This is a genomic window from Leucothrix mucor DSM 2157 (assembly GCF_000419525.1).
GTDB lineage: Bacteria > Pseudomonadota > Gammaproteobacteria > Thiotrichales > Thiotrichaceae > Leucothrix > Leucothrix mucor.
The window spans coordinates 3,905,750-3,918,787 of record NZ_ATTE01000001.1; the positions used below are offsets into that span (position 1 = coordinate 3,905,750).

Consider the following 13,038-nt stretch of genomic DNA (forward strand, 5'->3'; position numbering starts at 1 on the left):
TTTACTGGTTACGCTTATCTACATCCGCAGGAAGAATGCTCTCCAAGCGCCATTTTTTAAGTAGCTTGCGATTCATTTTACGAAGACCAGCGGCTTCTTTTTTGAGCTTGGAAACACCTTTGATCTCAGGCCTTTTACTAAGACCGTAAGCATTACCCTTAGAAGATGAGTCCGCAATTTTCACTGGTCTATTATTGTCTGACTTAGCTTGTAGAAGCTTTTCTGTTGTAGCTGTATCTCCAGCTCTTGCTTGCAAGCTTGGCTCAGACAGACTACTGGCTTCAGTTTCAATAAGCTCTGGATTCATTGTCCCTGCGAAATAAGGATCAGAGACTGCATGGTTATAAGCAGATAAGCCTGTATTGCCTTCAAGATTTAAACCCCATTTCAGCTCCTTGTTTGTGTTAAACCAAACAATCGATTTAATTGCAGGATAGTAAGATTGAATGCTTTGCATCATGTTAGCAACCCATTCTTCTTTGCTTTCACCAGCATCGCTGTCATCGCCATTCTGGCCCCAGCTGGCATTAGGAAGATCGTGTGGTTCTGCTGAACTAACCTCACCCAACATAATTGGTTTGTTGGGGTAGTTGCTGATCATGTTCACATACTGCTGACTGAAGGTTTCATCAAATGACTTCCAGCTACTAAACGAATAATTACTGCCCCAGTTATAACCATCCAATGACAGCCAGTCCACCACGTCATCGCCAGGATAGTACTGAGTAATATCATCATAACTGTCGACATCAACATTATTGGCACACCACACCCAGTCAACGGCATCACCAATTCCGGCAGCCACAAACTTGGCATGCAGGTAACGCCAAGCCGTTTTTAAGTCCTCGGGCTTATCTCCCCAAGGGTACCAAGTGCCATTAAACTCATGCGCAAAGCGCAGGGCAATTTTTGGCTGTTGGTCAGCTGGATACGTACTACGCCAATATTTAAAGCCATCAATCCAACTGTAAATATAGCCATCAAATTGACCGCTGCTAATTTCTTGCAGAATATTGGCATCAGGGCGGTCACGCTTATAAGGCATCCACGTGATTAGTGGGGTGGCATTGCGAGATACAATATTGGAAGCTTGGTAACGCAGATGTCCCCACCAGTTGTAGTTAAAACTTGAAAACAGGTTAATGGTAGCTGCAGTGCGAGTTGTGGAATCGTTGAGTTCATCGATAGTACGAGTCGTCCAACCATCATGATTCACATAAGCACCAATTGCGGTATCAGCAATAGCCGTTCCAGAAAATAGTAGGCAAGCGAGTGCGGCAGATAGTACGTTTTTTGTTGTATTCATTGAATTGTCTCTATAAATCGCCTGCTCAAAACAACTCTCAAAAAGTGAAAGCGAGCGGGACGGATTGGGGTTGTAAAAGAACAATCAATCGAACGGGCATGCACTATTGGGGGATAGGCAGCAGGAGCAATTATTGATTTTTTTGATACTAGAGAGGGACAACTGAATCAAATGTGAATTAGCTCTGGTCTATCAGCTCTACCTGCTGAAGGGTAGAGCTGTCAGACCAGAGGGAGATAATATTGCGAGGTTGGTTTATTGACGAGGCTGTCTTCCCAGCATATAAAACTCATCATTAGGTCGGATGCTCGCCATATTCACCAATCGATTAGATAGGCCGAAAAATGCCGTAATCGCTCCGATATCCCAAATATCATCATCATTAAAGCCATGCTCATAAAGCGTTGCATAATCAGTATCGGAGACAGTTTCGGCTTCTTTACAAACCTTCTCTGCAAACGCCAGCATAGCCTTCTGACGTTCACTAATATCACCCTTGCGATAATTGACCGCTAGCTGATCGGCAATCAACGGGTTCTTGGCGCGGATTCTCAAAATGGCACCATGCGCCACAACACAATATTGGCATTGGTTTAATCCGGAGGTGGCGACCACAATCATCTCCCGTTCGGCCTTCGTTAAACCTTCGTCCTTCTCCATCAGTGCATCATGATAAGCAAAGAACGCTCTAAATTCGGCAGGACGGTGAGCCAACGCTAAAAAGATATTTGGCACAAAACCGGACTTCTCTTGCACCTCTAAAATCAGTTCGCGCATATCATCAGGAAGGTTATTGAGTTCAGGAATTGGGTGGCGGCTAATTGCAGGTTCAGACATCGTAGGCTCTCAGTTGGGCAAAGCTTAAGTGTATAAGATGCGATTAATTTGCTTTACTGAGGAGGCGAACATTTTTGTAAAGCAGTGGTAAATTGAGCGTCAGCATAGGTGCCAGAGACTTAAAGATTGAGTTAAAAAATCAGCTTGGTTAGGATGAATTGATCTTTTCAAAGTGCGTCTTTGGAACCTTTCAGGTCGCACAGGTCATTACAGGAGGAAGTAGCATGAGCTTAAACGTGGAAAATATTCCGCAAGCGATTCGCGAAGCAAAGGCACAGCTGAAGCAGTCATGCGGAAATTTTAAAGACAGCTTTGAAGGAATGACGGCATCCATCCAAGCAGAAATTGATGAGATAAAAGCGCTGCAAGCTAACGGCGATAATGTCATTCCTGAACTCAATTATGCCGACTTACTCGAAGGTGGGGTCACTGAATCACAACAGGCCATGATTCGTAAACGTGGTTGCGTCATTGTGAGAAATACCTTTCCTGTAGAGCAAGCACAAAAGTGGAATCAGCAAATCGCAGATTATTTAGATACGCTTGATTACGTGAATACACCGGACAAAGGTCTCGATAAATACTTCTCATCCCTGCAACAGGGTAAGCCACAAATCTTCAGCGTGTACTGGTCAAAACCACAAATCATGGCACGCCAATCTGAGAATATGGCAATCACCCGCCGCCATCTCAATCGGGTTTGGAATTACCAACACGAGGGTGAGCAGGTATTCGACCCTGACCGTGAATGTACTTATGCCGACCGGGTTCGGCGCAGAGAACCCGGCGATAATTCTTTAGGGCTCAAACCGCATATCGATGGTGGCTCGGTTGAGCGTTGGATAGACGAGCAAGGTTTTCGAAAAGTATTCCGTCATTTGATTGATGGCAACTGGGAAGCCTATGAACCTTTTGATGCGGCCTTCCGAAACCAGACTCAGGAAATCCCATCGCCAGCCGTCTGCAGTATGTTCCGAACCTATCAAGGCTGGGTCGCTTTAACGCCGCAAGGACCAGGTGATGGCACGCTCAATTTGGTCCCAGTTTCCAGAGCCTTGGCTTGGATGTTTTTACGTGCGTTGCAAGATGATGTGCCTGATGATGAGCTTTGCGGTGCGATGGCTTCACGAGCATTATTGTGCGATCCCAAGTGGCATGCTTTATTGTTGGAAGCGCTCATGCCCATTCCAATGATGCAACCAGGCGATACGGTTTGGTGGCATCCGGATGTGATTCATGCGGTAGAGGATCAACACCAAGGTCAGGGCTACAGCAATGTGATGTACATCGGTGCGGCTCCCTATTGCCAGAAAAATGCGGACTACCTGAAAGCTCAGGCAGATGCCTTTTTAGCCGGTAATAGTGCTCCTGATTTTGCCGCCGAAAATTACGAACTCAACTTCGATGCTCGAGCCACTGAGGATGACCTCTCCGAGTTGGGTAAAATTCAAATGGGCTTAGCGGATCAATCGTAGTCAATCAGTTCACTAAGACATTCGTTTGGAACGTTCCAGATTTTGTGCTAGATTAAATAGAACAGCACAAAATCTTAGGAGGAATTTGTCGATGCAAGACCTGCCAACCAAACCGGAAGGGCGCAGAGTGACCCTGCTGGATGTGGCAAAACACGTTGGCGTGTCGAAGTCGACCGTGTCTCTGGTTTTGAGGCGCAGTGCTGATGTTAATGAAAAAACCCGCGAACGTGTTCTCAAGGGTATCGAACAAACCGGCTATGTTTACAACCGTAAAGCAGCCGACCTCCGCCAAACCGCTACCAGTGATTTACTGGGTGTTATCGTCAATGTATTGAACACACCTTACAGCGGCGAGCTGCTCAATCATTTTGAGCAAGAAGCACTTAAGCTGGATTTAGTCCCGATGTTTGTCAGCAATGGCGAGCAGCTTAAGCAGCAAGAAACCCTCGTCAGAAAGTTAATGGAATACAATGTTAACGGTCTGCTGATCTGCCCCGCTCCCCTAACCTCCGCCGCTTGGCTGGAGCAAATATTTCGTAACGGATTTCCCGTTGTGCAGATCATGCGAGAAGTGCCCTTTGGCAATTTTCCGACCGTGATCGCCGATAACCGTAATGGCGTGTATACCGCCACCCAACACCTGATTCAGTTAGGCCATAAAAAAATCGCCTTCATTGGCGGCGTGGATCATACCTCGGATTATCACGAACGGCTTGCCGGTTATATGGATGCCATGAGCGATGCTGGTTTAAATGTTCCAGCGGGATATGTGTACCAAGTGATGCAAGGTCGTGCAGCCGGCCGAGAGTCCCTAAAAGCCGTTTTAAACTACGATCCTGAAATCACCGGCGTGATGTGTTTTTCAGATTTGATGGCATACGGTGCGCTGAGTGGGGCGCGCGAAATGGGACTGGAAGTAGGCAAAGATCTGGCCGTGGTTGGCTTTGATGATATTGCCGATTCCAGTTTGACGCACCCTGCTCTAACCACTGTAAAAGTGTCTGCAGCAGCCATCGCCGAAGCGGCCATCGAGCTGCTGCAAACTTATATTAAAGATCGCAATGCGCCACGCCAGCGAATTGTGATTCCGACCGAATTGATTGTTCGCGAGTCTTGTGGCGCGCCTCGATCATAAACTGAAACCCTGAGGAGGGATGAAATGAACGTGCGTAATTTTAAAGTGAAATTGTTAGCAGCCTCATTAGCATTTGGTCTAAGCGGTGGTGCGATGGCTGATGATGTCGAAGTACTGCATTGGTGGACATCAGGCGGGGAAGCAAAAGCGCTAACCGTACTGAAGGATGATTTGAAAACTCAGGGAATTGGTTGGAAGGATATGCCGGTTGCCGGCGGTGGTGGTTCCAATGCCATGACCGTATTGCGTGCGCGTGTACAAGCGAAGAACGCTCCGACTGCCGTTCAAATGCTCGGTTTTGATATCCAGGATTGGGCGGCAGAAGATGCCACTGCAAATTTAAATGAACTGGCCGAAGCCGAAGGCTGGGACAAAGTGGTTCCTGCTGCGCTACAGCGCTTCTCAAAATATGAAGGCAATTGGGTTGCTGCTCCGGTCAATGTGCACTCCACCAACTGGGTGTGGGCCAACAAAAAAGTCATGGATGAAGTCGGCGCAACTGAGCTTCCAAAAGATTGGGATGAGTTCATTGCCGTATTGGAAAAGATCAAAGCCAAAGGCTATACCGCACTGGCACATGGTGGTCAGCCTTGGCAGGATGCGACCCTATTTGATGGTGTTGTGATGACGACCGGCGGTATCGACTTCTACAACAAATCGATGGTCAACCTGGATGCTGAAGCACTTGGCTCTGAGACTATGGTGAAGGTGTTTGATCGCATGCGTCAGCTGCGTGGTTTTGTCGATGACAACTTCTCCGGTCGTGATTGGAATCTAGCTTCTGGTATGGTCATCGAAGGTAAAGCCGGTGTACAGATCATGGGAGACTGGGCAAAAGGCGAATTCATCAAAGCCGAAAAAATACCGGGTGAAGACTTCCTCTGTTTTCGAGTACCGGGCACACAAGGCATGGTGTCATTCAACTCCGATCAGTTTGTGATGTTTGCCGGTGAAGAGGCTGGTAAAAAATCACAGCTGGCCATGGCCAAAGCCGTGATGTCTCCGGGCTTCCAATCAGCGTTTAACGTGGTTAAAGGCTCTGCGCCAGCCCGTACCGATGTACCGAATGACGCCTTTGATGCCTGCGGTAAAAAAGCCATGAAAGACTTGGCTGAAGCTGCCGCAAGCGATCAACTCGTCGGTTCAATGGCACACGGTCATGCAGCTCCGGCTTCCGTGAAAAATGCCTTGTACGATGTCGTGACCAAACACTTCAATAGTGACAACAGCTCCGCTGATGCCGTCAAAGAGTTGGTAGCAGCCATCGAAGGCGCGAAGTAAGCGGGTGTAAATAAGAGGTAAAACCTGGATAGCTTTTGCGGTGGTGTACTCCTCCCCAGCCACCGCAAAGCTTTCCATTTCACAAGGCTTTTATATGAACGACAACACTTCCGGCTGGGCGGGTTGGTGGCGGCGTAACCTGCCAAAAATAGTCCTCTCGCCCTCCTTTGCCATCACCTTGTGTTTTGTCTACGGCTTCATTATCTACACCGGTTATATTTCTATGACTGCGTCGAGGATGTTGCCCAAGATGAAATACATCGGATTGGACAATTACGAGAAGCTCTGGAAAACGCTGAACTGGCAAGTTGCTCTGGATAACCTCGCAATCTTCGGTATCTTGTATATCGGGATCTGCGGCATCCTAGGTTTGTTTCTGGCAATCCTGTTAGACCAGAAAATTCGCGGCGAAGGTTTCCTACGGCCCATTTATTTATACCCAATGGCTTTGTCGTTTATCGTTACTGGAACCGCTTGGAAGTGGTTCTTAAATCCAGGTCTCGGTCTGGAAAAAACCATGCACGAATGGGGTTGGAGTAGTTTCAGTTTCGACTGGCTGGTCAATTCCGAAATGGCAATCTATACCGTGGTCATGGCGGGCGTCTGGCAAAGCTCCGGGTTTGTTATGGCAATGTTTCTGGCTGGCTTACGTGGAATTGATGGCGAACAAATTAAAGCAGCGCAGCTGGATGGAGCATCCACTTTTCAAACCTATCGACGCGTGATCATTCCTCAGCTGGGTGCGGTGTTCCTAAGTGCCTTTGTCGTGCTGTCACATATGGCGATTAAATCCTACGATCTAGTTATTGCCTTGACTGGCGGTGGGCCGGGGAATGCCACCGAGCTTCCGGCGACCTTTATGTATTCCTATACTTTCACCCGTAACCAAATGGGTGTCGGTGCGGCTTCGGCAATGATTATGCTAATGACCATTGCCGCGATTATGGTGCCGTATCTGTATGCTGAAACACGGAGTAAACGCCATGAGTAATCAATCCGCTGGCGTAGAAAATGGACGCTTCTGGCGAGTCGCTTTATATACGACCTTGCTGGTGTTCGCCGTATTTTATCTGTTGCCGCTGTTCGTGATGTTGGTCAGCAGCTTTAAGTCGCTGGATGAAATTCGCCAAGGCAATATGATGATGTTGCCCGAAGTCTGGACGTTTGAGCCTTGGCTAAAAGCCTGGGGCAGCGCGTGTATCGGACTGACCTGTGAAGGCATCAATGGCTACTTCTGGAACTCGATTAAAATGGTCGTTCCCGCCGTGCTTATCGCAACAATTCTGGGCGCACTCAATGGCTATGTACTCACCAAGTGGCGCTTTCGAGGTCACCGCTGGGTATTCGCGTTAATGCTGTTTGGCTGCTTTATTCCGTTTCAGATTGTGCTCATCCCCATGTCGCAAGTACTCGGAAATTTAGGTTTAGCAGGCAGCACAGCCGGTTTGGTGCTCGTGCATGTCACCTATGGTATTGGCTTTTCAACGCTGTTTTTCCGCAATTATTACGAAGCGTTTCCCAGTGAATTAGTGAAAGCAGCGATGATTGATGGCGCGAGTTTTTTCGGTATTTTCTGGCGCATCTTGTTGCCCAGTTCCGGCCCGATTATCGTCGTGACCGTGATTTGGTTGTTTACCAATATCTGGAATGACTTTCTATTCGGCGCTTCATTTGCCGCTGGCGAAGGTGCACCGATGACTGTCGCGCTTAATAATTTGGTGAACAGCTCCACCGGCGTTAAAGAATATAACGTCGATATGGCAGCGGCAGTGATTGCCGCCTTACCTACCCTGTTTGTTTACATTGTGGCCGGACGATATTTCGTGCGTGGATTAATGGCCGGCTCAGTTAAAGGATAATCAGTGCATGGCTTCTCTTGAAATAAAAAACGTCCGTAAAGCATTTGGCTCCGTTGAAGTACTGCATGGCATTGATATTGCGATTGATGATGGTGACTTTCTGGTGCTGGTCGGCCCTTCCGGTTGTGGTAAATCCACGCTGCTAAATATGATTGCAGGGCTGGATGATATTACTGCTGGTGAGATTGTGATTGGTGGAGAAACCATGAATAATCGCCACCCGTCGCAGCGTGATATTGCGATGGTGTTTCAGTCCTATGCGCTGTACCCAAACATGACGGTCGAGAAAAATATCTCCTTCGGTTTGGAAATGCGCAAAGTCGATAAGGCCATTCGCAAACAGCGGGTTGCCGAAGTTGCGCAGATGTTGCAAATCGAACCGTTGCTAAAACGCAAACCGGGTCAGTTATCTGGCGGTCAACGCCAGCGTGTGGCCATGGGACGCGCCTTGGTTCGTGAGCCGAAAATCTTCCTGTTCGATGAGCCGCTCTCCAATCTGGATGCCAAGTTACGCGTGGATATGCGTACCGAAATTAAAAAATTGCATCAGCGTTTGGGAGCCACCATTGTCTATGTCACACATGACCAGATTGAAGCGATGACATTGGCTACTCGCATTGCGATTATGAAAGGCGGTGAATTGCAGCAACTCGGTACACCACAAGAAGTCTACGATGATCCGAAAAACTTATTCGTCGCAGGCTTTATGGGATCGCCATCCATGAATTTACTGCCGGTGGAGTTGATCAAAACCGGAACCGGCATTGCGGCAAAACTGATACAACCATCCGGTGATGTGATTCACCTGCCAATGAAAGCGGGGACTCATTATGATCAATGGGTCGGCAAAACCGTGACCTTAGGTATTCGCCCTGAAGCCATCACCGACCCCGGTAGCGCCGAACATGACAATGCACTGGTGTATGAAATTGAGTGCATGGTGGAAGTCACCGAACCAACCGGCGCGGATTTATTTGTATTTACGACGCTGTGTGGTGAAGAAATTGTGTCGCGTATGCGCTCAAACTGTGGCGCCGCTGTCGGACAAAAAGCACCGTTTTCTGTCAATATGAGCAAGGCCATTGTCTTTGATCAGGAAACTGGCGATCGCATTGACTAACGATTTAAGCAGCAAATATTCAACAACCCAACAACGATTATTGGAGCAGTATGCAGTTCCCAAACTTTAAATCCGCTGATGTTTTAACGCAGCACATTCAACAAACGCTGGCGTTTTATAAGCCCAATGTATTGGATGAAAACGGCGGTTTTTTTCAGCACTTCCGTGATGATGGCAGTATTTATGATGCGGACACTCGCCACTTGGTGAGCAGCACCCGTTATGTGTTTAACTATGCAATGGCTGCGCGTACTTTCAAAGACGACAGTTTATTACCATGGGTTGAGCACGGGCTAAAGTATCTGGAAACAGCCCATCGCCAACCAGAGCACAGTGCAGGTTATATCTGGCTGCTGGATGAAAATGGCGTGGCGGATAGTACGAACCATTGCTATGGATTAGCCTTCGTTATTGTCGCTGGAGCAACAGCTTTATTGGCTGGAGTAGAAGCCGGTCGCACATCGCTGGAATCTGCATGGGACTTAATGGAAGCACATTTCTGGGATGCTGAGGCTGGTTTGTATTGCGATGAAGCCAATGCAGACTTCTCTGAGATCGGCACTTATCGCGGCCAAAATGCCAATATGCACAGCTGCGAAGCGATGCTGTGGGCTTATGAAGCAACCGGCGAAACGCGTTATCTGGATCGTGCTGCCCTGCTAGCCACCAATATCACACAACGCCAAGCATCGCGTGCGGGTGGTTTGGTGTGGGAGCATTATGATCAGGATTGGCTGGTCGATTGGGATTACAACAAAGATGACCCTAAGCACCTATTCCGTCCTTGGGGCTTTCAACCCGGTCATCAAACGGAGTGGTCTAAACTGCTGCTGATTTTAAATCGTCACCGTCCGATGGATTGGTTAATTCCAACCGCACAGGAGTTATTTGATCGTGCACTGGAAGCCTCTTGGGATGAGAAAAATGGCGGGATTTGCTACGGCTTTGCACCCGGCGGTGGCATTTGCGATGGCGATAAATACTTCTGGGTACAGGCAGAGAGCTTTGCGGCTGCGGCTTTATTAGCCGAAGCAACGAGCGATGCGCGTTATCAGGAATGGTATCAGAAGATCTGGGAGCACAGCTGGGAGCACATGATTGATCACAAGCACGGCGCTTGGTATCGCATTCTAACGCAGGATAATCAGAAATATGATGATCTGAAATCACCAGCGGGCAAGACGGACTATCACACGATGGGCGCTTGTTATGAAGTGTTACGCTCAGGCTTTCTAGACAAGTAACGGTCAGCTAGTCGCAAATAGAGTACTGCAGCAACGCCCTGACTCAGGGCGTTGCGCATTTAGTTATAACGCAAAGTTAAACTTATGACTCAGATTCTGCTTCTGTTTCAGCAGGCTCTGGTGGATTGCCTTCATCATCACAAATCGGCAATGCCTCTTCTGTGTCTTCAGCATCATCCTCAACCGGCGCGTTTCCATCTGATGGAGCGGCTTCTTCGGCTTCGGCCTCATCACCTGGCTGTTCTTCAGTTGCCTCGGCAGCAGCTTCCGCTTCTGCTTTTGGAATACATAAGCGGGCAGGTGCTTCTTCGCTGGCTTCTGTTGGAGCGGCTGCTTCTGCTTCGGGGGTTGTAGTGCTGTCAGCCCAGGCAAAAGTTGCAAAAGCCAGAATAACGGCAACGCTTGAGGTCAAAGCAATATTTTTAGTCATCATAAAAATTCCATCCTTGGTTAAATTATGAAAAGCTGGAAATCATTTTCCAGCCTCATTACAGACCAACGGAATGGCAATTAGTTTTAATAAATTGTAAAAATATTAAGCGAATTTTCTTATCTATCACTATAGCCAGCTTTGATTAGATTAATTTAGCTAAAAACTGCAAGCTAAGCGGTTGGCCTCAATCACGAGCAATCGGTAATTCTGGTCTTGCGCCCCACTCACTCCATGAGCCATCAAATACAGATAGTTTGGGGTAGCCGCTTAATGTCGCCGCCAAGGCTAAATGACACGCTGTTACTCCCGAGCCGCAGCTAAAAATCAGCTGCCGATCAGGGCTGGCGAGTGCTGATAAGCGGCTTTTGAGTTCTTCGGTGGGTCGCATATAGCCATTATCCAATAAATCTGTAAACGGCAGATTTTTCGCACCCGGCATATGGCCACTGCGTAAACCTTCGCGAGGCTCGGCTTCCTGACCTGAAAAACGACCTGCTCCGCGCGCATCCAGTACTTTGCTTGAATTATCCTGTAGCGCCATCAATACGGTTTCAGCATCGCAGAAAAGGTCTGCTTGGTAATTGGCAACAAAGTTACCGCGTGCTGGTGTTTCAGGCGCTGTCGTGGTGAGACTAAAACCTGCGGCTAACCAAGCTGGCAGCCCACCATTCAGAATGGTTATCTGCTCATGCCCCATCGCGCGAAACATCCACCAAACGCGTGGGCTGGCAAATAACCCTAGGCTGTCATAAACCACGATCTGGCTGTCTTGGTTCACACCGAGTGCCTGCACTGCTTCGCTAAATAGCTCAGGGCTTGGCATGGTGTGCGGATACTCAGCATCCGGATCGCAAATCTTGGTATCAAAATCAAAGTGCTGAGCATTGGCAATACGTTGTTCTTTCCACTCGGCTACACCATCGCGCTGCATTGCCGGCATAAAATAGCTCGCATCCAGAATCACTAAATCAGGATCATTCAGGCGTGCTGAGAGTTGTTCAGCGCTAATGAGTGGCGTAGGCAATGCGGTCATAATGATTCCTTAAAGTTGGTTTGGATTAGGCAAAACTGAGCAAACCAGTTTACCCAGCCAAGGTCAGAAGTAGCTTAACGAGGATGACGCTTAAAGAATAACCAGATTATTTCAGAAATATTCGGCCCACGCGACTCGCCATAATTACCGCCATTGGCACCAATCCAGGCATGTTTAAGCTGGTCAACCAACAGCGTTTCAACCGGTGTTACTTTGCGCCCTTGCTGGTAACGCTTATATTCCCATTTTATAGACTGGGTTTCGCCAGTAATAGGCGTTGGTTTTTGCTTACGAATACCTTTAACTTCCAACCAGCTATCGCGCAAATTAATGGCGGATTGCGGCTCCACGGTTTGGTCATTGCTGGATTGAATCACGAGCAGCGGAGCTAAGTCGCCTTTGCCGCGTAATTGTGAGTTCATGCGCTGCACGGTGACTGCCAGGCGATGATATTTAATCTTCATAAACTGACTAATGCGCACAGCTCGCGCCGACTCGCCATAAGCCACACCCGCCACGCTGGCTCCGGAGGCAAAAAGTTTGCCATGAGCAACCAAAGCAGCGACAGTCATTCCCGCCCCTGAAGATAGCCCCGTAATGTGAATGCGACGGCTATCGACATTAAACTCGCTCTGCACCTGATCGATAATCCGACGCAAATCTTCAACCTCGCCGCTGCCCGCTCGAATATGAAAGCGTTGCCACCATGCCCAGCAATTAAGGTTCCGCATCCCTAGATAAGTCGTGACATAGGGATACACCACAATAAAGCGCTCACGATCGGCAATCGCATCAAAGCCGCTGATCGCACGAATATCATGATGATTTTGGCGACAACCATGCAGAACAACCACCATCGGCAGCTGCTCTTCCAGTTGATAGCCCGGCGGCGTGTAAACAATATAATCCCGCTGTTGTGATAGTAGATACAAACCAATCGGATTGACCATATCGTGCGTGCTGCCAAGCGGTAAATAGTCAGGGTTAGCCTGTCTTTTAGCGGCCGACATCAGCGACTTGGTGAAGACTTCCAGTGAGTCATCAAGCGTCGGAAGTGGGCTGGTTTGAATCAGTGGCTCAACGACTTCAGGGACTTTACGAGGTCGGAAGCGTTGCAGTTTGGTGGTGGCTTTTTCAAGCAGGGTATCGATTACCGCATCGATACGGGTGCGAAATTTGCCGAAAAACTTTTTCATTTTAATAATCAACGGTCTCAGCACTTGCAACCTCAGTTACACTAATCGGATAATGTTATTATAACTTGGTAGATTATTAGTTAACTTATAGTTCACCAAGCCCTGTATTAAGTTCGAAT

12 protein-coding genes are annotated in these 13,038 nt (G+C 48.2%); 7 read left to right on the plus strand and 5 right to left on the minus strand.

Going from position 1 to position 13,038, the window contains the following annotated elements:
- Position 1 precedes the first annotated feature (1 nt).
- A complete protein-coding gene (locus LEUMU_RS28240) occupies positions 2 to 1,306 on the minus strand; it encodes a glycoside hydrolase family 26 protein (protein WP_022953651.1) in 1,305 nt (434 codons plus the stop codon).
- A 255-nt stretch (positions 1,307 to 1,561) separates the two neighbouring features.
- Entirely contained in the window at positions 1,562 to 2,143 is a 582-nt protein-coding gene (locus LEUMU_RS0117785; protein ID WP_022953652.1) for a peroxidase-related enzyme, read from the minus strand.
- Positions 2,144 to 2,367: 224 nt separating this feature from the next.
- Between LEUMU_RS0117785 and LEUMU_RS0117790 the strand changes: the two genes are divergently transcribed.
- From LEUMU_RS0117790 to LEUMU_RS0117820, 7 genes are all read left to right on the plus strand, one after another.
- A complete protein-coding gene (locus tag LEUMU_RS0117790; RefSeq protein WP_022953653.1) occupies positions 2,368 to 3,618 on the plus strand; it encodes a YbiU family protein in 1,251 nt (416 codons plus the stop codon).
- 91 nt (positions 3,619 to 3,709) lie between these two features.
- Positions 3,710 to 4,753: a LacI family DNA-binding transcriptional regulator gene (locus LEUMU_RS0117795; protein WP_022953654.1), complete on the plus strand. Its 1,044-nt coding sequence runs from the start codon at positions 3,710 to 3,712 to the stop codon at positions 4,751 to 4,753.
- A gap of 24 nt (positions 4,754 to 4,777) precedes the next feature.
- Positions 4,778 to 6,034 carry an ABC transporter substrate-binding protein gene (locus LEUMU_RS0117800; RefSeq protein WP_022953655.1) on the plus strand — a complete coding sequence of 419 codons (1,257 nt, stop codon included), beginning with the start codon at positions 4,778 to 4,780 and terminating at the stop codon, positions 6,032 to 6,034.
- 94 nt (positions 6,035 to 6,128) lie between these two features.
- Positions 6,129 to 7,025 (plus strand): carbohydrate ABC transporter permease, encoded by an 897-nt coding sequence (locus LEUMU_RS0117805; RefSeq protein ID WP_022953656.1) that lies wholly within the window; start codon positions 6,129 to 6,131, stop codon positions 7,023 to 7,025.
- Positions 7,018 to 7,893 carry a carbohydrate ABC transporter permease gene (locus tag LEUMU_RS0117810; protein ID WP_022953657.1) on the plus strand — a complete coding sequence of 292 codons (876 nt, stop codon included), beginning with the start codon at positions 7,018 to 7,020 and terminating at the stop codon, positions 7,891 to 7,893. Before LEUMU_RS0117805 ends, LEUMU_RS0117810 begins: the two co-directional genes overlap by 8 nt.
- Positions 7,894 to 7,900: 7 nt before the next feature.
- Positions 7,901 to 9,013, plus strand: coding sequence for an ABC transporter ATP-binding protein (locus LEUMU_RS0117815; RefSeq protein ID WP_022953658.1), 1,113 nt, complete (start codon positions 7,901 to 7,903; stop codon positions 9,011 to 9,013).
- A gap of 50 nt (positions 9,014 to 9,063) precedes the next feature.
- Complete coding sequence (locus LEUMU_RS0117820) at positions 9,064 to 10,257, plus strand: AGE family epimerase/isomerase (protein ID WP_022953659.1); 1,194 nt, start codon at positions 9,064 to 9,066, stop codon at positions 10,255 to 10,257.
- Between the two features lie 82 nt (positions 10,258 to 10,339).
- Here the strand turns inward: LEUMU_RS0117820 and LEUMU_RS26695 are convergent, their stop codons facing one another.
- The 3 genes from LEUMU_RS26695 to LEUMU_RS28245 all read right to left on the minus strand — a co-directional run bounded on the left by LEUMU_RS26695 (position 10,340) and on the right by LEUMU_RS28245 (position 12,919).
- Positions 10,340 to 10,690 carry a hypothetical protein gene (locus LEUMU_RS26695; RefSeq protein WP_022953660.1) on the minus strand — a complete coding sequence of 117 codons (351 nt, stop codon included), beginning with the start codon at positions 10,688 to 10,690 and terminating at the stop codon, positions 10,340 to 10,342.
- 184 nt (positions 10,691 to 10,874) lie between these two features.
- On the minus strand, positions 10,875 to 11,723 hold the full coding sequence (locus tag LEUMU_RS0117830; protein ID WP_022953661.1) for a sulfurtransferase: 849 nt from the start codon (positions 11,721 to 11,723) through the stop codon (positions 10,875 to 10,877).
- 74 nt (positions 11,724 to 11,797) lie between these two features.
- Complete coding sequence (locus LEUMU_RS28245) at positions 11,798 to 12,919, minus strand: extracellular catalytic domain type 1 short-chain-length polyhydroxyalkanoate depolymerase (protein WP_051156065.1); 1,122 nt, start codon at positions 12,917 to 12,919, stop codon at positions 11,798 to 11,800.
- Positions 12,920 to 13,038 lie beyond the last annotated feature (119 nt).